Raw genomic sequence first — 16,848 nt, 5'->3', positions numbered from 1 at the left:
CCACTATCGGCCGAAGGCCCAGATGCAAAGGTTTATTTATTCCGCCACCCTAAAAACGTTAGGTGGTCGTGTGCACCCTCTGAAAAGTGCGATAACATACAAAGGCTCTACTGAGTTCACGAGGAGTGAGCTGGTTGGAATACTGGCCTTCAAGCTCAGATTAATGGACGTCAGGTCGGCCAAAGAGCTGATTGAAAGGTCGATCGAGAGCGGCCTCCTCGTGGAAAAAGACGGAATTCTGGTCATCAATGAGGCCCTGCTCGAGAGCGAGGAGGAGAGCGAGGATCTCTTCAATGCCATGGTGGAGTACCTCGCCCGTTCCCTTGGCTGGGACGAGAATGATGTCCTTGAGGGGATAAAAGCTATGCGCGAGCGCTACGGCGACCTCGACGAGAGGCTTTTAGCTTATCTCTTTGGCCTCGACAAGGGCGTTGACATGTCGAAGTTTAAGGATAGACTTGAGGTATGAATGGACGGAGTCGCCCAATAAACGGTTTTAACCTTTCTTCCCAATTTCGTTATGGTGATTGGAGATGCCCGAGGAGGCGCTTATCGTTGTGGACATGCAGAGGGATTTCATGCCCGGTGGGACACTGCCAGTCCCCGATGGGGATAAGATTATCTCCAAGTGCAACGAGTACATCAAGAAGTTCAAGGAGAGGGGCGCCCTTATAGTCGCCACAAGGGACTGGCACCCTGAGAACCACATGAGCTTTAAGGAACAGGGTGGGCCGTGGCCGAGGCACTGCGTTCAGGACACTCCGGGGGCAGAGTTCGTCGTTGAGCTGCCGCAGGATGCGGTGATAATCTCAAAGGCAACCGAGCCAGACAAGGAAGCCTATTCGGGCTTCGAGGGGACGAACCTGGCAGAAATTCTGAGGGAGAAGGGGGTAAAGAGAGTCTACGTCTGCGGCGTCGCAACTGAGTACTGCGTTAAAGCTACCGCATTGGATGCCGTCAAGAACGGCTTTGAGACTTGCCTACTCCTCGACGCGGTTAAGGGAATTAAGCCTGAGGACGAGGAGCTGGCTCTGAAGGAGCTTGAGAGAGCTGGCGTGAAGCTTCTTCCCTCTCTATAAGTCTCTTCCACTCTTTTAGGAGCGTCAGCAGGAGGTTCAGCACTATAGGCCCTATTATGAGTCCCTTGATCCCCATCGCCCACGTTCCGCCCACCATTCCGATGAAGACCAGCGTCTCGTCGAGGTCTGCGTCCTTCGCCACGAGGCGCGGCCTTATGGTGTAGTCTGGCAGCGGCGACACCAAGGCTGCCCCATAGATGGAGATGCCAACTGCGTGGAGGTACATGCCCTCCTTGGCGAAGTAGGCTGCAGCTATCAGCCATATCATCCAGCCCTCGAAGAGTGGCACGAAGCTGAAGAAGAACGTTAGAAAGCCGGCAACTATGGCAGTGTACATGTCAGAGACGCGGAAGATTATGAAGCCGAGCGTCATGAGTACGCCTTTCACAACGTTGAGCAGGAGCCACGCCCTGACCAGCGCGCTCAGGGTTCTGCTCACGCTCTCCAGTATCTCCTCACCCAGGCGTCTGTTTTTTTCTGGCAGGGAAAGCCTGATCTGCTCCCTTATACTCGTTGAGTTGGCCAGCGCGTAGTAGAACACGAACAGGAACGTAACAAGCTGGAGGATGTACGTGGGAAGTGAGAACGCCTGTGTTGATAGGTATTCAGAGAGCTTCGGCACGAACTGCTCGGAAAAGCTCTGGATGAAGTCCGAAACCCCAGTCGGAAGGGGCTGGGTCATGAGCCAGTTGAAGAAGTCCACGACGTTGTAGTAGAAGGAAGATGCCACTTGGGCGGAAATCATTATCAGGTCGGCCGTTATGACTCCACCGAGGCCCACCATTCCGATCGTCAGGAGGAGGGCTGATCTAGCCTCTCCGAACCTTGGGATGAGCCTCCTGTGGATCGGATAAACTGCATAGGCCAAGACAAGGCCGAAGAATATAGGCGTGATCAGAGGGCTGACTACCCTCCATGAGGTGTACAGTATGAGGAGGATCGTCACGGTCCAGGCAGCTACTTCGGCTCGCATTTTTCCTCGACAGATTTATTAGGGCTATCCTTATAAACTATACGCGGTGTGGAAAATGGAAGAGGAGCTCATTGAGAAGGCCCTGTCTTATATAAGACGTGCAGAGTACTATCTGAAGGAGAGGCGCTTTGATATGGCCTATAACTCCTACATGGATGCCCTCTACACCATCGGGGCATACCTCGTTTACCGCGACACAGGTCTGCTCCTGCCGGCGAGGGAGCTTATGGGAATGCTCGAGAGCAGACATCCGGAGGTCTATGATGTCATAAAGCGATACTCCGGAATGACCCTTTTCGACGAAGAGACGGTAAGTGCTTTAAGGGATGACCTTGAAAGGCTTCGTGGGATGATGAGTTTGCCGAGTTCTGAGGAGTGATGAGCTTCAGATGCTGACCCTCGATGAAATCACCACCTCTTCCTTCTTTATGAAGCGGGTCTCCTCTTGTATTATGCTCTTTAGGGTTTTGGCCATACCCATGTTGGCGTGGAGCGTTATTATCAGCATTCCCCTCTCCTGCATGTCCCCGGTGCGGGGGTATGTGATGATGCTTATCGTTCTTTCATCTTCGAAAAGTCTGACATCCGCCGCGGCCGCTCTCAGGAAGAAGGCCTCGCTCTTTTCCTCCCGCCATACGCCAACTATCTCCACCGTGCCCTTACGGTAGAACAGGTTCAGGAACGGTAGCGGCTCTTTGAGGGGCGTTAGATGGTGGATTTCTGCCCCTCTATAGAGGACCACCATTCCCCTCGCGGTTCCGATGTATGTGGAGCCGCAGAGGCCGTCGATATAGCGCCCCAAAGCTTCATAAACTATGTCGATCGATTCACTCAACACAACCACCTAATCTTATTTAGAGTCTCGCCATATATTGGTAATTGGAACTTACCGGTGATGGGTATGAGGATAGTGGCTGCCGACACTGGCGGAGCAGTGCTCGATGAGGAGTACAATCCGGTGGGGCTTATAGCAACCGCCGCTGTGCTCGTCGAGAAGCCCTACAGAACCGCAACGCTGAGCATCGTTAAGTACGCCAACCCGTTCAACTACGACCTCGGCGGGAGGCAGGCGATAAGGGACGAGGCCTTACTTGCGGTGAAGCTCGCCAGAAAGGTCAAGCCCGACGTTGTCCACCTAGACTCAACGCTCGGAGGAATCGAGATCAGGAAGCTCGATGATGTGACCATCGATGCCCTCAGGATTTCGGACAGGGGAAAGGCGATATGGCACGAGCTCAGGAAGGACCTCCAGCCTTTAGCAAGGCGTTTCTGGGAGGACACTGGAATAGAGATACTCGCGGTTGGTAAGGAGAGCGTTCCGGTTAGGATAGCGGAGATCTTCTCGGGCCTCTACTCAACCAAGTGGGCGCTGGAATACGCGAGGGAGAACGGAAAAGCTATCGTTGGCCTGCCGAGATACATGAAGGTCGAAATTCGCCCTGGGAAGATCTACGGTGAGAGCCTTGACCCGAGGGAAGGCGGGCTGTACGGGGAGATTGAGGCGGATACAGAGGGTATCGGCTGGGAGCTCTACCCGAACCCTCTTGTGAGGAGGTTTATGGTGCTCGAGGTGTGGAGGGAGTAGAGAAGAAAACAAAGGGATTAGAGAGGTTTCAACTTTTTCTCTCCAGCTCACTCGGGAACTTTATCGCGTCGAACGGACAGAGCTGGTTGCAGACTCCACAGCCGGTACAGAGGAGCTCGTCGATTTCCACCTTGTTAGTCTCTGGGTCGTAGACCAGAGCTGGACAGCCCGTCAGGAGTATGCATGCCTTGCAGCCAGTGCACTTGTCCTCCACAACTACGGGAATTTCGCCTATCTCACCGCGCCTTATCACAGGGATGACGCACTCCCGCCTGGCTATTATCACGGCCGGCCCTTTAACCTGCATGGCCTCCTTTATGGCCTCTCTCGTTGCCTTCAGGTCGTAGGGATCTACGGTCTTAACGTACTGGACTCCAAGCGCCTTGACAAGGGCTTCTATGTCTACCTCTTTGAACTTCCTCCCAGTCTCGCTTCCCCCCGTTCCCGGATGCGGCTGGTGGCCGGTCATTGCCGTTGTCCTGTTGTCGAGTATCATGACCAGGACGTCTAGGTTCTTGTAGACAGCATCAACCAGCGGCTGGATTCCGTTGTGGAAGAAGGTCGAGTCTCCTATCGTGGCGATTATCTTTTTCTTCATGGCTATGCTCTGGCCGTTGGCTAAGCTTATGCTCGCACCCATCACGAACTCTGTCCAGATGGCCTCGAGCGGCGGGAGGAGCGAGAGGGCGTAGCAGCCTATGTCACCATGTATTGGAACCGAGTAGCGGCCCAGCTTGAGGTCCCTTAGAGCGTCTAAAGCTGCCCTGTATGAGCCCCTGTGAGGACAGCCAGGGCACATCACCGGTGGCCTCTTGGGGGCGAGGCTTTCCGCGTAGGCCACTTCCTCGGGCTTGGTGTATTCCTCAGCTTCCCTGCCCAGGAGCCTTAGCAGAGCGTTTCTGACGAGGCTTGGGTTGAGCTCACCTTCAAGGGGTAAGTGGCCGGTCCTCTTGCCGTAGATGGGAACGTTGAGACCAGCTTCGTAGGCCGCTATTTTGACCCCCTCCTCGAGGAAGGGAGCGCCGTCCTCTATGACTATGGCGAAATCAACCGTCTTGAGGAAATCAACCACGAGCTTCCTCGGCAGCGGGTGGGGAGTGGAGAGCTTTAGAACCTTGAAGTCGCCGTCGAGCTTTGGGAGAACCTCCCTCACGTAGTTGTAGGGCGCTCCTTCGACGATTATTCCAATCCTTCCCTCGCCCTCGACCCAGTTGAAGGGCATCGAGTTGAATTCCTCCTCAATCTTTCTCAGCGTCTCGTTGAGCCACTTGTGCCTCCTCCTGTTGCCATCCATGCTTGCCCTTACATAGCGTTCTATGTCCTTCTTGAACTTGGGCTCCCTGTTCAGCTCCACAAATTCTCCAACCTCGACATTGGCCGTCGTGTGGTTCACCCTCGTGGTCGTTCTGAAGATGACAGGGACTTTATAGCGCTCACTCAGCTCGTAGGCGTAGATGATTAAATCGTGGGCCTCTTGAGGATCGGCAGGCTCAAGAACCGGGAGAAGCGAGAGCTTTCCGTAATACCGGTCATCCTGCTCCGTCTGGCTGGTATGCGGTCCCGGGTCGTCCGCGACGAGAATAACTAAGCCACCTTCAACGCCCGAATAGGCCAGGCTCATCAGCGGGTCGGCGGCGACGTTTAGGCCAACGCACTTCATAGTTACGAGCGCCCTTAGGCCGGTGTACGCAACCCCGGCGGCCTCCTCCAGGGCGACCTTCTCGTTGGGCGCCCACTCGGCGAAGACCTCCGGCTTTAGCCTGGCTATGGTCTCTATGACCTCGGTAGAGGGTGTTCCAGGATAACCGGTGGCAAAGCTTACTCCGCTCTCCAAAGCCCCATATGCTATGGCTTCATTGCCCATGAGAAGCTTTTTCTCGCGCCTTGGAACGTTAAACTTAGCGGAATCAGAAGGGTAAGCTTTAACTTGTTCCACGGTAATCACCGTAGGTCATTGGTGAAGATGGTTAAAACTCTATGCTCAGAAAAGGAAGGGATAAAACCGAAGGATTTTCGGAATTTCTGGCGTTTTGCCCGTCGGAAGTTTGTATCAGTACTTCTCCATGAAAAGGTCGGGATCTATTTCCCTCCTTAGCGCCTCCTCCTGTCGTCATAGAAGTACTTTGCGTGCGCCTTGGCCTGGGCGTCAAGTATCCTTCTGCCGGCGGTGAATGCGTAGACAATCCCTAAGAGTAGCAGCAGTCCCCCAGCAAAGAAGCCGAACAGTTTAAAGACTGTGTAGGCGTAGAGGCCGAGGGTTCCGAAGATTGCCAGCAGAACCAGACCGAAGAGGGCGAAGAGGATTTTGTAGCCGTACCTTTCCATGAAGAGGTCGAAGTCCATTATCACCACCAGAAACACTTTTTACGTCCAAGGATAAAAATCTTTCGCCGATAGGGGTTTAAATACTCTCAAGCCAATTAACCTTGGGATGAATCATGAAGATACGCGAACTTATCGAACTGCTTGATGAGACCATTGCCAACGTCAAGATAGCCCTCGTAGCGAACCAGCAGAGATCCTTTGAGAGCCCGCACACGAGCTATGAGTTCACTCAGCGCGCCCTGGAGCTTGAGGAGGATTTGGGGGACCTTGAGAAGGTCAGGGAGTATCTGAGCAAATTCGACCCGGAGGACGAGGCCGAGGAGCACTTCTCAAAGGAGGAAATCGAGAGGCTCGTCGAGCTGCTTGAGCTCCTGCAGAAGGTGGACGCGCATCTGTATTGACCTCGTGGTGGGTTTTATGGACTTCAGGGAGCTGGAGAGAAAGGTTGTGGCTTTCAGAGATGCAAGGGACTGGAAAAGGTACCACACCCCGAAAAACCTCGCCATCTCGGCAGCGGTTGAGCTCGGCGAACTTTTGGAGCACTTCCAGTGGGAGACCGACGAGGATATTATGAACTACGTGAAAGACCAGGAGGCAAAGGAAGCCGTCGCGGACGAGATAGCCGATGTGATAATCTACCTTACCCTTCTTGCCCACGAGCTTGAGATAGACCTCGACGAGGCAGTTGAGAGAAAGCTAAGAAAGAACGAGGAGAAGTATCCGGTTAGGGGTGATTGAAGGCTTCCCTAAGCTTTCCTAATTCTTCCCTGCTCAGTCTGTTCCTCTCCCAGCGTTCCTTCAGGCTGAGATTCTCGTCCTTCAGATCCAGGACTGCTTTTCTCACTCCGCCCCTCGGGAAGTTGCAGTCGCCCTCCCATCTTGGAATCACGTGCATGTGAAGGTGGGGAACCGTCTGCCCCGCTGCCCTCCCAAGGTTAATGCCAATGTTGAACGCATCAGGCTTGAGTGCCTTCTTCAGCCTCTCCATCGCGAGGTCTATGCCCCTGACCAGTGCGGCCTTCTCTTCTTCTGTCAGGTCTTCCCAGCGCTCGACGTGCCTCCTTGGAACCACTAGGAGATGCCCCCTGTTTGCTGGATACGAGTCAATCAGGATTCTGATTAGCCCGTCTTCGTAGAGTATCAATTCCTCCTGGGGGTTGCAGAAGGGACAGTCCATGCCTAACACCAAAGGCTTAAAACCACCTTGGAATAAAAACCCCTCGGTGGATGAGATGGACGAGAGGCTCGATGCTTTAAAGAAGACATATCAAAAGTTCCTCGCCACGGGACTCGGGCTGATGCTCGTGGCGTTCGCGCTCATGATACTCCAGCCCCTCGGCAGGTCGGCTTCGTTGGCCTTGGCAGTCGTTGTCTTCCTGTTTGCCTTCATCCCGCTGGAGATGGCAAAGAGGATCGCCAGAAAGATGGCGGTTATGGCTCTTAGGGGAGAATAGAAAAGCTTAATTAGGCGGTTCGAGAATTATCCCAAGAGAGTGGAAGGTATTGCGATAATCCATAGAGGTGATGTAAAATGGCGTTTGTGCCACCGCAGGCAGGCTACGACAGGGCTATTACCGTTTTCAGCCCTGACGGAAGGCTTTTCCAGGTGAACTATGCGAGGGAGGCAGTTAAGAGAGGAGCCACCGCGGTCGGTGTCAAGTGGAAGGATGGTGTCGTTCTGGCCGTTGAAAAAAGGATTACCAGCAAGCTCATAGAGCCGAGCAGCTACGAGAAGATATTCCAGATAGACGACCACATCGCGGCAGCTCCTAGCGGTATAATAGCTGACGCGAGGGTTCTCGTTGATAGGGCTCGCGTGGAGGCTCAGGTCTACAGACTGACGTACGGCGAACCAGTCCCGCTTACCGTTCTGGTGAAGAAGATATGTGACCTCAAGCAGGCCCACACCCAGTACGGCGGTGTGAGGCCATTCGGTGCCGCCCTCCTTATGGCGGGGGTTAATGAAAAGCCCGAGCTTTTTGAAACCGATCCGAGTGGTGCCTACTTCGAGTGGAAGGCCGTTGCCATAGGCAGCGGCAGGAACACGGCAATGGCCATCTTCGAGGAGCACTACAGCGACGACCTCGACATGGAAGGAGCGGTAAAGCTCGCCATCCTCGCCCTCGCGAAGACCCTCGAGGAGCCAACCCCAGACAGCATAGAGGTTGCTTACATAACCATGGAAGACAAGCGCTGGAAGAAGCTCGACAAGGACGAAGTCTCCAAGTACCTCGACGAAATCCTTGAGGAGATCAAGGAGGAGGAAGTCGAGGAAAAGGAAGAGGATTACTCGGAGCTCGACAGCAACTACTGAGGTGAGGGCGATGCCCATCAGCGTTGACAAGGCAGTGATAGCGCGATTGAAGACCCACGGCGAGATCTTCGAGATACTCGTCGACCCCTACTTAGCGAGGGACTTCAAGGAAGGCAAGGACGTTCCCATAGAGGAAATCCTTGCCACACCCTACGTTTTTAAGGACGCCCACAAGGGCGACAAAGCGAGTGAGCACGAGATGGAGAAGATATTCGGCACCAGCGACCCCTACGAGGTAGCCAAGGTAATCCTCCGTAAAGGGGATGTCCAGCTCACCGCTGAGCAGAGGCGCCAGATGCTCGAAGAGAAGAGGCGCTATATAGCGACGATAATCCACAGGCATGCCGTTGATCCAAGGACTGGTTTTCCCCATCCCGTAGACAGGATTCTACGTGCGATGGAGGAAGCCGGTGTCCACGTGGACCTCTTCAAGGACGCAGAGGCTCAGGTTCCCAACATCATCAAGGCAATAAGACCGATTCTGCCGCTCAAGATGGAGATGAAGGTCATCGCGGTTAAGATACCAGGGGACTACGTCGGCAAGGCCTACGGTGAAGTCAGGAAGTTCGGAACCATAAAGCGCGAGGAGTGGGCCAGCGACGGTTCGTGGATGTTCCTCATTGAGATTCCCGGTGGGGTTGAGGAGGAATTTTATGAAAAGCTGAACGCCCTTACAAAGGGCAATGCTATAACTAAACTTATAGAGAGGAAGGGACTATGAGGAGGATTTTTGTAAAAAATAGGGAATTAGTGGTTCCAGGAACGCTCTTGGCACAGGGGCCGTTTAAGAGCGGTAGAGGAACCTTCAGGGAAGGAAACAGGATTTACTCGACTGTTGTAGGACTCGTTGAGATAAGGAACGACTCCATAAGGGTAATCCCACTCGAGGGGCCCTACATTCCAGAAGTCGGCGACAACGTCATCGGCAAGATAATAGACGTGAAGTTCTCCAACTGGACGGTTGATATTGGTGCGCCGTATCAGGCGAGCCTCCGCGTTCAGGATGCCGTGGAGGAGAGAATCGACATCCTCAAGACGGATCTCAGGAAGATATTCGATATAGGCGACATAATCTACGCCAAAATAAAGGCCTACAACGAGATAAACCAGATAGACCTAACCACAAAGGGAATGCCCTTCAAGGGTGGGCCGCTTAGGGGCGGCCAGATAGTCGAGATAACGCCCTCTAAGGTTCCGAGGCTTATAGGAAAGGGCGGTTCGATGATAAACCTCATCAAGAAGCTGACAGGTACGAGGATAATCGTCGGTCAGAACGGATGGGTGTGGGTCAGCGGAAGGAACGAGGAGCTCGAAAAGCTCGCCATAGAGGCCATCCTCAAGGTGGACAGGGAGAGCCACACCCAGGGGCTCACCGACAGGGTCAAGGAGTTCCTCCAGTCGAGGCTCATGGAGCTAAAGGAGCAGGGTGTTATTGAGGAGATACCCCAGATTGAGGAACTCAAGACAGGAGAGGGTGAAGAAGAATGATGGGCAAGCCTGAGGATTTGAAGCTCATAGATGAAAACGGCAGAAGGGTAGACGGAAGAAAGAAGTACGAACTCAGACCGATTAAGATGGAGGTCGGCGTGCTTAAGAACGCCGACGGTTCGGCCTACGTTGAATGGGGTAAGAACAAGATTCTTGCTGCCGTGTACGGTCCGAGAGAGATTCATCCAAAGCACCTCCAGAGGCCGGACAGGGCTATTCTTCGCGTCCGCTACAACATGGCTCCCTTCAGCGTCGAGGAGAGGAAGAAGCCCGGGCCTGACAGGAGGAGCGTCGAGATAAGCAAGGTCATACGCGGAGCCCTTGAGCCGGCTTTAATCCTCGAGATGTTCCCGAGGACTGCGGTGGATATATTCATCGAGGTTCTCCAGGCGGATGCGGGAACTAGGGTGGCTGGAATTACCGCCGCTTCTCTTGCCCTCGCCGATGCAGGCATACCAATGAGGGACCTCGTCGCCGCCTGTGCTGCCGGAAAGATAGAGGGTGAGATAGTGCTCGACCTCAACAAGGAGGAGGACAACTACGGTGAGGCAGATGTGCCAGTGGCCATAATGCCCCTCAAGAACGACATAACACTCCTCCAGATGGACGGCTACCTTACCAAGGACGAGTTTGTGGAAGCGGTAAGGCTGGCCATAAAGGGTGCAAAGGCCGTCTACCAGAAGCAGAGGGAGGCACTGAAGGAGAAGTATCTCAGGATAGCAGAGGAGGTCGGTGGAGGTGAGTGAGATGGAAGTCATGGCCTCGATAATGAGGGACCACATCTTAGCGCTCCTCAAGGAGGGCAAGCGCGTCGACGGCCGCTCGCTGGAGGACTACCGTGACCTTGAGATAAAGGTAAACGTCATCGAGAAGGCGGAAGGCTCCGCCTGGGTAAAGCTGGGCAACACCCAGGTTCTCGTCGGAATCAAGATAGACATGGGCGAACCGTTCCCTGACCTCCCTGAAAAGGGAGTCATAACCACCAACGTCGAGCTCGTTCCACTCGCTTCGCCGAGCTTCGAGCCCGGCCCGCCAGACGAGAGAGCCATCGAGCTCGCAAGGGTTGTCGACAGGGGCATAAGGGAGAGCGGAGCGGTTGAACTCGAAAAGCTCGTCATAGTTCCTGGCAAGCTCGTCCGCGTCGTCTTCATAGACGTGCACGTGCTCGACCACGACGGCAACTTGCTGGACGCGAGCGGCATCGGTGCCATCGCCGCCCTGCTCAGCGCCAAGATGCCAAAGGTCGTCTATGACGAGGAGAGTGGGGAGGTGCAGATACTCGACGAGTACGAGCCCCTGCCCGTCAGCAAGATACCGATTCCAGTAACCCTCGCCAAGATAGGGCAGAACATCCTCGTTGACCCGAACCTCGACGAGGAGCGCGTCATGGATGGCAGGATAACCATAACCACCGACGAGAACGGCATGATTTCCTCCGTGCAGAAGAGCGAGGGCGGTTCCTTTAAGCTCGAGGAGGTAATGTATGCCGTAGATGTTGCCCTCAAGAAGGCCGCCGAGATAAGGGAGAAGGTTCTCGAGGCCGTTAAGGCCGAGTGAGCCTTTTTCTTTTGTCCTTTGGTGCCCGTTGGTGCTTACTTTTGCCTACTGGAATTCCCTCATCCTAAGCTTTGTGAATATGTATGCAGACATTATCCCGAGTATCCGCGCAATTATGAGCGTCAGTTTTTCATCCCGAGGGGTTGCCAAGAGGAACGCAAAGTAGCCTGATATTCAGTTCCCATTTCTCCTTTTGAGTCGCCCTCGAAAATTCGTCTCTCCTAGATGAGAATAAGTCATGGAGGAGCTCATAACTGAAAACTATCCCGAGTGTTATGATGAAATAGGCTGTAAGCAACTGGTAAAACTGGCTGGAAAATCCCCATCTATTTCCGAGTGCGGGAAAAAGAACCTGCCAACGCAGAGGAGGGTGAAAAATGTGGCCTGCTTCATGAATTCACTGCTCTTTAGGATCCGAAAAGATTTTCTCTTAGTTTAGATTGCTTTTTTCTTGTGAAAGTTTTTCCCTCGTAGCTTTGGCCTCTATCGCCTGCGGCAAGAGGGGGGTCAGGCGAGTTTCAGAAAGAGATATAAACACCAATGTCCCAAATTAATCCAGCCTTATGATTAACTGGGGGGAACGGTTATGGGTTTGTTTGACAGCATTAAAAAGAAGGACGAAAAGGTCAAGAGGAAGCCGCCCGTCGCGGTCAAGAAGGAGGTTGCTGGCGTTAGGCGTGACATAGATGTCGTACCTCTTGAGGAGGATGTTCTTGCTAAGGAGATAGTCAAGCCACAGATAAGGTACCTCAAGAAGATAGTCGTCACCAGCTACGCCGACCTTGAGAGGATTTCAGAGGAGCTCCAGAACGGCAACATAATCCTCGTTGACCTCACCCCACTTGAGGTCAAGCCGGAGGTTCTCGAAAAGGTCGCGGAGCAGATAAAGGGCATGGTGAGTGCCCTCGGCGGTCAGGCTGCTAAAATCTGCAAGCACGAGATAAAGCTCATTTTAACCCCTGCAGACATAAAGATAGCCAAGTGACGGGGTTTTCTTTTTCCCATACCATGATTTTATAAAGGGCTTAGGGGTTCTATTCTTCGGTGGTGTGAGATGAGTGAGAAGCCTGAGGGAGAGATTCAGGAGATTCGTCTCGGAGATTGCCCGATCTGTGGGGGCAAGGGCACCCTCAAGGCCCTGCAGTACGTTCATGAGATCCCTTACTTCGGCAAGGTCATGGAGTCGACGATAATCTGCGAGCGCTGCGGCTACAGAAACGCCGACGTTATGATACTCGAGGACAGGCCGCCGAAGCTCTACACTGTGAAGGTGGAGAACGAGAAGGACCTCTTCACGCGCGTCGTCAGGAGCAAGAGCGGGACCATAGAGCTCGACGAGATAGGCGTCAAGATAGAGCCCGGCCCGGCCGCGGAAGGCTTTGTCAGCAACGTCGAGGGCGTCCTTGAGAGGGTGAGGGAGACCCTCCTCATGGCGAGGGACTTCAGGAAGCAGGAAGGTGACGAGGAGGCGGTGAAGAGGGCCGACGAGATACTCCAGTACATTGAGGAAGTCAAGAACGGTAAAAAGCCTCTCACCGTCAAGATCATGGATCCCTTTGGGAACAGCGCGCTCATAGGGGAAAAGGTCAAGAGCAGGCTTTTGACCCAGGAGGAAATTAAGAAGCTCAGCACCGGGCCATACATTGTCTATGATCCCACGGCGGAAGGGGGCGAGGAAAACCCCGAGTGATTTTCCATTTTACAGATAAACCGCCTCCCTCGCCAGGAGGTCCTCGATTAGGGCTTTTACCCATGGCTTTCTCGTTTTCCTGGAGAGGTGGATTATGCCCTCCACGTGAATGCCGTAGCGCTCCTTCATTTCTTCTCTGCTCATCGGCTCCTTGAAGAGGAATGGCCTCTCTATGGTGAAGGCGTAGCCGTAGTCCTTGATGTATTCACCGAGCCACTTCTTCCCGTTCTCGCCGTGGACGAGGGTTAGGCCGCTTGTGTCTTTCGTCATCTCCCAGAGCGTATCGAGGTCGGCCTTTATGACCTCTCCCACTTCGAAGCCTCCAGCTATAGTGCCTCTCTTCGTCAGCGTCTGCTCCTCGTGGAGGCCGAGCCTTCTGAGGGTATCGCGAAGCTCATAGGGGTTGCCCCTGGCCACGTAGAGGAAAACCAGGTCCCCTTCTTGGAAGGCTCTGCTCTTCCTCAGCTCGACCGTCTTAAGCCCCCTGAATATAAGCTCCGCGTAGACCTGGTGGAGCGCTATCACGTGCTCCATGGGCTCACCGAGATTGTGGGGGAGAAAAGAGTTAAAACCCTTTGGGTTGGGAGGTTGAGCATAAGATTGAAAGCTCCCCTAAAGCCTCAGTGCGGCGGTGATTATATCGCTCACCACGCCGCTGGCGGTTTCCTTCAGTCCGGCTCCAGCGCCTTTTATCACCAGCTCGCCGAGGAGATCAGTTTTTATCACCGCAGCGTTCTCGTGGCTCTCAACTGCGAGTGGCGAGGCCTTCGGCACCTCCTTCGGCTCTACGGTAACTTTTCCTTCTTCCACAGTCGCGACGAGCCTTATAGTCTTGCCCTTTTTCACTGCCCTCTCGATCTCCCCGGGCGTTACCTCCACGATGCCCTTAACGCTCGCCCTATCAAACGTTATCGGCTCGAAGGAGAGGCAGTGAAGGATGGTCGCCTTATAGCCGGCGTCGATGCCCAATATATCGCCGCTCGGATCACGCTCCGCTATGCCCAGCTTCTGGGCCTTTCTGAGCGCATCCTCGAAGTCAAGGCCGTGCTCCATCTCGCTCAGGATGAAGGTTGTTATGGCGTTGAGGACGGCTTCAATTCTCTCAATGGTGTCTCCTCTCAGTCCCTCGCGGAGGAGCGTTATTATCGGCGTTCCTGCCATCACCGTCGCCTCAAAGAGGTAGGGGATGTTCCTCTTTTCGGCCTCCTCCCTAAGCTCGGCGTAGTGGAAGGCCAGCGGCGGCTTGTTGCTTGTAACGATGGCCTTTCCGTCCCTTAAAGCGGTTAGATGCCACTCGTGGGCGTTCTTGTCGTTCGTCACGTCGATAACGATGTCTGCGTCTATCTCCTGAACCGCCTCCTTCGGTGTGAAGTTGTAAACCTCGTAGTCGTTAGTCCATGCCGAGAGCTTTCCGAAGGTCTCCTTCACGGTGAGCGCTTCCCTCAGGTCGATGCCCTCCGGGAGCCACACCGTTCCGCTCGTGTCGGCTATGCTCACCACCTTGAACTCGACTCCATAGCGCTCGCGGAAGAAGGCTTCCTTCTCAAGAAGAACCCTCGCGACGGCCTTTCCAACGTTGCCAAAACCGAAGAGGGAGAGCTTTACTTCCATAGAAACACCCGCTAAGATGTTGGGAAAAGAGAAGAGCTCACTTGTTGAGGATGACCTTGATTATGTCCATGTCCCTGACGATTCCAACGAGCTCGCCCTCGCCTCTTATGACGGGCAGCTGCTCGATGTGGTACTGGACCATCTTCTGGGCGACTTCGTAGACGCTCATGTGGGGCGTCGCTATGACCACCTCGCGGTTCATTATGTCCTCAACGGGTTTCTTCGGCAGCTGGAGCTCGGCTTTCTCGAAGAGGAGCGTGGGGTGGCTCTCAAGTATCCAGTCCTCCTCGCTGGAAGCGGCCAGGGCCGTGCTCTTCATGACCCTTACAACCTCGCTGTCCTTGAGGAGGTCGGTCTCGTCAACCATTCCCACGAGGTTGCCATCGTCGTCTATGACTGGTATAGCCATGGCGTTGCATAGCAAGAGTGCCTTGAGGGCTGCCTTGAGCGGTGTTCCACGCCAGACAACGCCGACGTTCTTCTGGTAGTAGTCCTCTATGGTGGTTTCCTTGAGCTTCTCGTTCTTGGAGAGGTATCTGCGCACTATGTCGCCAACGGTGAGTATTCCGAGGACATGGTTCTCCTCGTCGACCACTATGACACGCCTGTAGTCATACTCGACCATTAGGCGAACTGCTTTCTTTAGGTCGTCGTTTGGCTTGACAGTAGGCACGTCCCTCTTAACGAGCATCGCTAACTGTTCCTCGTCAGGGTGGAGGAGAACCCTCTTTATGCTTATTATTCCAACAAGAGCCTTTGTGTTTTTGTTAATGACTGGAAAAGATCTGACCTTATGCTTTCTAAACAGATCAATAGCGTATTCCCTCGTTGCGGGAAGTTCTATCACCACCGGGTCAGGAGTCATCAAAGTTTTTACGCGCATTTTCTTCACCACCGCTTTAAGTTAAAGCACCCTTCTACTATTTAAGGTTTTCATTAGGACGGTCAAAAATTTGAAGAAAAGGTCATCCGAGGACAGAGAGCAGAACTCCTGCGGCAACGGCCGTGCCTATGACTCCGGCAACGTTCGGACCCATGGCATGCATGAGGATGAAGTTACCGGGGTCCTCTTCGCTCGCCAAGCGCTGAACGACCCTTGCGCTCATCGGAACTGCTGAAACCCCAGCCGCTCCAATCATCGGGTTTATCTTTCCGCCGGAGAGCTTCATCATGAGCTTTCCGAGGAGCACTCCCCCTGCGGTTGCTGAGGCGAAGGCAACCACACCGAGGCCGAGTATCATGAGGGTCTGCATCGTCAGGAAGCTCTCAGCCTTCATGGTGGAACCGACGCCGAGTCCGAGGAATATGGTGACTATGTTCATCAGCTCCTCCTGGGCGGCTTTGCTGAGCCTCTCTACGACACCGCTCTCCCTGAAGAGGTTGCCTATCATGAGCATGCCTATCAGCGGCCCGGCGCTCGGGACGAGGAGGCTGATGACGATGGCTGTGATAATGGGGAACATTATCTTCTCTCTCTTTGAAACCGGCCTGAGCTGCTCCATTCTGATTCTTCTTTCCTCCTTATTCGTCAGGGCCTTGATTATCGGCGGCTGGATGAGCGGAACCAGGCTCATGTAGGAGTAGGCAGCCACAGCTGTGGCACCGAGGAGGTGTGGTGCGAGCTTTGTGGTGAGGTATATGGTCGTGGGCCCGTCGGCACCGCCGATGATTCCTATCGATGCCGCCTCAGGGAGGGTGAACCCGAGGAGAACTGCACTGAGCATCGCTATGAACACACCTATCTGAGCAGCAGCACCGAGCAGAGCCGTCTTGGGGTCTGCTATCATCGGTCCGAAGTCGGTCATCGCTCCCAGCCCGAAGAATATCAGGAGCGGGACTATCTCGGTGCTTATGAGGTAATGGTGAATGAGATATAACAGCCCGTGAGGTTCCTCAGCTATTCCAGTGAGCGGCAGGTTGACAATGACTGCGCTTATGCCTATCGGCAGGAGAAGCAGCGGCTCCATCTCGTAGCGTATGGCAAGATACACGAGGGTGAGACCGACGAGTATCATTATCACGTTCCCGATTGTCAGGTGGAAGAGCCCCATGCTCTCTATGAACTCGATTATCGCCTGCTCCAGTCCACTCATTGCACATCACCCTATTTCTATGAGTGCTTGTCCTGTGTCGACGGTTTGGCCTTCTTTGACGAGGATTTTCTTTACTACGCCGTCCTTTGGCGCGGGGATTTCATTTTCCATTTTCATGGCCTCGAGGACGAGT

25 protein-coding genes are annotated in these 16,848 nt (G+C 54.1%); 15 read left to right on the top strand and 10 right to left on the bottom strand.

From position 1 onward, the window contains the following. Positions 1–70: 70 nt before the first annotated feature. Both E3E23_RS09590 and E3E23_RS09585 read left to right on the top strand, forming a co-directional pair. Positions 71–469, top strand: a complete 399-nt coding sequence (locus E3E23_RS09590; protein WP_167908316.1) for a DUF2240 family protein — start codon at positions 71–73, stop codon at positions 467–469. 64 nt (positions 470–533) lie between these two features. Then, positions 534–1,079, top strand: a complete 546-nt coding sequence (locus tag E3E23_RS09585; RefSeq protein ID WP_167908315.1) for a nicotinamidase — start codon at positions 534–536, stop codon at positions 1,077–1,079. Here E3E23_RS09585 and E3E23_RS09580 read toward each other — a convergent pair. Next, complete coding sequence (locus tag E3E23_RS09580) at positions 1,006–2,052, bottom strand: AI-2E family transporter (RefSeq protein WP_167908313.1); 1,047 nt, start codon at positions 2,050–2,052, stop codon at positions 1,006–1,008. The two genes, E3E23_RS09585 and E3E23_RS09580, sit on opposite strands and share 74 nt — an antisense overlap. Positions 2,053–2,107: 55 nt before the next feature. Between E3E23_RS09580 and E3E23_RS10160 the strand changes: the two genes are divergently transcribed. After that, positions 2,108–2,431, top strand: a complete 324-nt coding sequence (locus tag E3E23_RS10160) for a hypothetical protein (RefSeq protein WP_167908311.1) — start codon at positions 2,108–2,110, stop codon at positions 2,429–2,431. A 6-nt stretch (positions 2,432–2,437) separates the two neighbouring features. Here E3E23_RS10160 and E3E23_RS09570 read toward each other — a convergent pair whose 3' ends face one another. After that, a complete protein-coding gene (locus tag E3E23_RS09570) occupies positions 2,438–2,887 on the bottom strand; it encodes a hypothetical protein (protein WP_206205710.1) in 450 nt (149 codons plus the stop codon). 66 nt (positions 2,888–2,953) lie between these two features. Between E3E23_RS09570 and E3E23_RS09565 the strand changes: the two genes are divergently transcribed. Beyond that, positions 2,954–3,637, top strand: coding sequence for a DUF4152 family protein (locus E3E23_RS09565; protein ID WP_167908310.1), 684 nt, complete (start codon positions 2,954–2,956; stop codon positions 3,635–3,637). A 28-nt stretch (positions 3,638–3,665) separates the two neighbouring features. On the opposite strand, the gene iorA is transcribed toward E3E23_RS09565, so the two are convergent. Together iorA and E3E23_RS09555 are read right to left on the bottom strand one after the other, a co-directional pair. After that, complete coding sequence (gene iorA, locus E3E23_RS09560; RefSeq protein ID WP_167908309.1) at positions 3,666–5,573, bottom strand: indolepyruvate ferredoxin oxidoreductase subunit alpha; 1,908 nt, start codon at positions 5,571–5,573, stop codon at positions 3,666–3,668. Between the two features lie 155 nt (positions 5,574–5,728). Further along, a complete protein-coding gene (locus E3E23_RS09555; RefSeq protein WP_167908353.1) occupies positions 5,729–5,980 on the bottom strand; it encodes a hypothetical protein in 252 nt (83 codons plus the stop codon). Positions 5,981–6,075: 95 nt separating this feature from the next. On the opposite strand from E3E23_RS09555, the gene E3E23_RS09550 reads away from it, so the two are divergent. Both E3E23_RS09550 and E3E23_RS09545 read left to right on the top strand, forming a co-directional pair. Further along, entirely contained in the window at positions 6,076–6,363 is a 288-nt protein-coding gene (locus E3E23_RS09550; RefSeq protein ID WP_167908308.1) for a hypothetical protein, read from the top strand. A 16-nt stretch (positions 6,364–6,379) separates the two neighbouring features. After that, the gene (locus tag E3E23_RS09545) at positions 6,380–6,700 is read left to right on the top strand and encodes a nucleotide pyrophosphohydrolase (RefSeq protein WP_167908307.1); all 321 of its coding nucleotides are present in this window, start codon (positions 6,380–6,382) and stop codon (positions 6,698–6,700) included. Here the strand turns inward: E3E23_RS09545 and E3E23_RS09540 are convergent. Beyond that, on the bottom strand, positions 6,687–7,139 hold the full coding sequence (locus E3E23_RS09540; RefSeq protein WP_167908352.1) for an HIT family protein: 453 nt from the start codon (positions 7,137–7,139) through the stop codon (positions 6,687–6,689). The genes E3E23_RS09545 and E3E23_RS09540 overlap by 14 nt on opposite strands. Positions 7,140–7,194: 55 nt before the next feature. Here E3E23_RS09540 and E3E23_RS09535 point away from each other — a divergent pair, with 55 nt between their 5' ends. The 9 genes from E3E23_RS09535 to E3E23_RS09495 all read left to right on the top strand — a co-directional run bounded on the left by E3E23_RS09535 (position 7,195) and on the right by E3E23_RS09495 (position 13,011). After that, positions 7,195–7,416 carry a hypothetical protein gene (locus E3E23_RS09535; RefSeq protein ID WP_167908350.1) on the top strand — a complete coding sequence of 74 codons (222 nt, stop codon included), beginning with the start codon at positions 7,195–7,197 and terminating at the stop codon, positions 7,414–7,416. A 77-nt stretch (positions 7,417–7,493) separates the two neighbouring features. Then, positions 7,494–8,276, top strand: coding sequence for an archaeal proteasome endopeptidase complex subunit alpha (gene psmA / locus E3E23_RS09530; RefSeq protein WP_167908306.1), 783 nt, complete (start codon positions 7,494–7,496; stop codon positions 8,274–8,276). Between the two features lie 10 nt (positions 8,277–8,286). Continuing rightward, positions 8,287–8,997 (top strand): ribosome assembly factor SBDS, encoded by a 711-nt coding sequence (locus E3E23_RS09525; RefSeq protein WP_167908305.1) that lies wholly within the window; start codon positions 8,287–8,289, stop codon positions 8,995–8,997. Continuing rightward, complete coding sequence (rrp4, locus tag E3E23_RS09520; protein WP_167908304.1) at positions 8,994–9,764, top strand: exosome complex RNA-binding protein Rrp4; 771 nt, start codon at positions 8,994–8,996, stop codon at positions 9,762–9,764. The genes E3E23_RS09525 and rrp4 overlap by 4 nt, the downstream gene beginning before the upstream one ends. Next, positions 9,761–10,510, top strand: coding sequence for an exosome complex exonuclease Rrp41 (gene rrp41, locus E3E23_RS09515; protein ID WP_167908302.1), 750 nt, complete (start codon positions 9,761–9,763; stop codon positions 10,508–10,510). The genes rrp4 and rrp41 overlap by 4 nt, the downstream gene beginning before the upstream one ends. A 1-nt stretch (position 10,511) precedes the next feature. Beyond that, the gene (rrp42, locus tag E3E23_RS09510) at positions 10,512–11,321 is read left to right on the top strand and encodes an exosome complex protein Rrp42 (RefSeq protein ID WP_167908301.1); all 810 of its coding nucleotides are present in this window, start codon (positions 10,512–10,514) and stop codon (positions 11,319–11,321) included. 238 nt (positions 11,322–11,559) lie between these two features. Continuing rightward, positions 11,560–11,760: a hypothetical protein gene (locus E3E23_RS09505; RefSeq protein WP_167908299.1), complete on the top strand. Its 201-nt coding sequence runs from the start codon at positions 11,560–11,562 to the stop codon at positions 11,758–11,760. Positions 11,761–11,907: 147 nt separating this feature from the next. Continuing rightward, the gene (locus E3E23_RS09500) at positions 11,908–12,306 is read left to right on the top strand and encodes a cell division protein SepF (RefSeq protein WP_167908297.1); all 399 of its coding nucleotides are present in this window, start codon (positions 11,908–11,910) and stop codon (positions 12,304–12,306) included. 69 nt (positions 12,307–12,375) lie between these two features. Next, entirely contained in the window at positions 12,376–13,011 is a 636-nt protein-coding gene (locus tag E3E23_RS09495; RefSeq protein ID WP_167908295.1) for a ZPR1 zinc finger domain-containing protein, read from the top strand. A gap of 9 nt (positions 13,012–13,020) precedes the next feature. On the opposite strand, the gene E3E23_RS09490 is transcribed toward E3E23_RS09495, so the two are convergent. From E3E23_RS09490 to E3E23_RS09470, 5 genes are all read right to left on the bottom strand, one after another. Further along, a complete protein-coding gene (locus E3E23_RS09490; RefSeq protein WP_167908293.1) occupies positions 13,021–13,545 on the bottom strand; it encodes an ASCH domain-containing protein in 525 nt (174 codons plus the stop codon). A 78-nt stretch (positions 13,546–13,623) separates the two neighbouring features. Further along, positions 13,624–14,622: a homoserine dehydrogenase gene (locus E3E23_RS09485; RefSeq protein WP_167908291.1), complete on the bottom strand. Its 999-nt coding sequence runs from the start codon at positions 14,620–14,622 to the stop codon at positions 13,624–13,626. 37 nt (positions 14,623–14,659) lie between these two features. Then, a complete protein-coding gene (locus E3E23_RS09480) occupies positions 14,660–15,505 on the bottom strand; it encodes a CBS domain-containing protein (protein ID WP_167908289.1) in 846 nt (281 codons plus the stop codon). Positions 15,506–15,587: 82 nt separating this feature from the next. Continuing rightward, entirely contained in the window at positions 15,588–16,715 is a 1,128-nt protein-coding gene (locus E3E23_RS09475) for a sodium ion-translocating decarboxylase subunit beta (protein WP_167908287.1), read from the bottom strand. A gap of 6 nt (positions 16,716–16,721) precedes the next feature. Next, positions 16,722–16,848: biotin/lipoyl-containing protein (locus tag E3E23_RS09470; protein WP_167908039.1), on the bottom strand; the 127-nt coding region annotated here is incomplete at its 5' end.

The organism is Thermococcus sp. CX2 (assembly GCF_012027555.1).
GTDB lineage: Archaea > Methanobacteriota_B > Thermococci > Thermococcales > Thermococcaceae > Thermococcus.
Note: the sequence above shows the minus strand (reverse complement) of the source record. Positions and strands in the feature narration are given on the sequence as shown.

Bases quoted from the DNA above. Each gene is read 5' to 3' on its own strand.
- E3E23_RS09585 (WP_167908315.1), top strand. From the start codon at position 534: ATGCCCGAGGAGGCGCTTATCGTTGTGGACATGCAGAGGGATTTCATG.
- E3E23_RS09580 (WP_167908313.1), bottom strand. From the start codon at position 2,052: ATGCGAGCCGAAGTAGCTGCCTGGACCGTGACGATCCTCCTCATACTG.
- E3E23_RS10160 (WP_167908311.1), top strand. From the start codon at position 2,108: ATGGAAGAGGAGCTCATTGAGAAGGCCCTGTCTTATATAAGACGTGCA.
- E3E23_RS09565 (WP_167908310.1), top strand. From the start codon at position 2,954: ATGAGGATAGTGGCTGCCGACACTGGCGGAGCAGTGCTCGATGAGGAG.
- E3E23_RS09555 (WP_167908353.1), bottom strand. From the start codon at position 5,980: ATGGACTTCGACCTCTTCATGGAAAGGTACGGCTACAAAATCCTCTTC.
- E3E23_RS09550 (WP_167908308.1), top strand. From the start codon at position 6,076: ATGAAGATACGCGAACTTATCGAACTGCTTGATGAGACCATTGCCAAC.
- E3E23_RS09545 (WP_167908307.1), top strand. From the start codon at position 6,380: ATGGACTTCAGGGAGCTGGAGAGAAAGGTTGTGGCTTTCAGAGATGCA.
- E3E23_RS09540 (WP_167908352.1), bottom strand. From the start codon at position 7,139: ATGGACTGTCCCTTCTGCAACCCCCAGGAGGAATTGATACTCTACGAA.
- E3E23_RS09535 (WP_167908350.1), top strand. From the start codon at position 7,195: ATGGACGAGAGGCTCGATGCTTTAAAGAAGACATATCAAAAGTTCCTC.
- psmA (WP_167908306.1), top strand. From the start codon at position 7,494: ATGGCGTTTGTGCCACCGCAGGCAGGCTACGACAGGGCTATTACCGTT.
- E3E23_RS09525 (WP_167908305.1), top strand. From the start codon at position 8,287: ATGCCCATCAGCGTTGACAAGGCAGTGATAGCGCGATTGAAGACCCAC.
- rrp4 (WP_167908304.1), top strand. From the start codon at position 8,994: ATGAGGAGGATTTTTGTAAAAAATAGGGAATTAGTGGTTCCAGGAACG.
- rrp41 (WP_167908302.1), top strand. From the start codon at position 9,761: ATGATGGGCAAGCCTGAGGATTTGAAGCTCATAGATGAAAACGGCAGA.
- rrp42 (WP_167908301.1), top strand. From the start codon at position 10,512: ATGGAAGTCATGGCCTCGATAATGAGGGACCACATCTTAGCGCTCCTC.
- E3E23_RS09505 (WP_167908299.1), top strand. From the start codon at position 11,560: ATGGAGGAGCTCATAACTGAAAACTATCCCGAGTGTTATGATGAAATA.
- E3E23_RS09500 (WP_167908297.1), top strand. From the start codon at position 11,908: ATGGGTTTGTTTGACAGCATTAAAAAGAAGGACGAAAAGGTCAAGAGG.
- E3E23_RS09495 (WP_167908295.1), top strand. From the start codon at position 12,376: ATGAGTGAGAAGCCTGAGGGAGAGATTCAGGAGATTCGTCTCGGAGAT.
- E3E23_RS09490 (WP_167908293.1), bottom strand. From the start codon at position 13,545: ATGGAGCACGTGATAGCGCTCCACCAGGTCTACGCGGAGCTTATATTC.
- E3E23_RS09485 (WP_167908291.1), bottom strand. From the start codon at position 14,622: ATGGAAGTAAAGCTCTCCCTCTTCGGTTTTGGCAACGTTGGAAAGGCC.
- E3E23_RS09480 (WP_167908289.1), bottom strand. From the start codon at position 15,505: ATGCGCGTAAAAACTTTGATGACTCCTGACCCGGTGGTGATAGAACTT.
- E3E23_RS09475 (WP_167908287.1), bottom strand. From the start codon at position 16,715: ATGAGTGGACTGGAGCAGGCGATAATCGAGTTCATAGAGAGCATGGGG.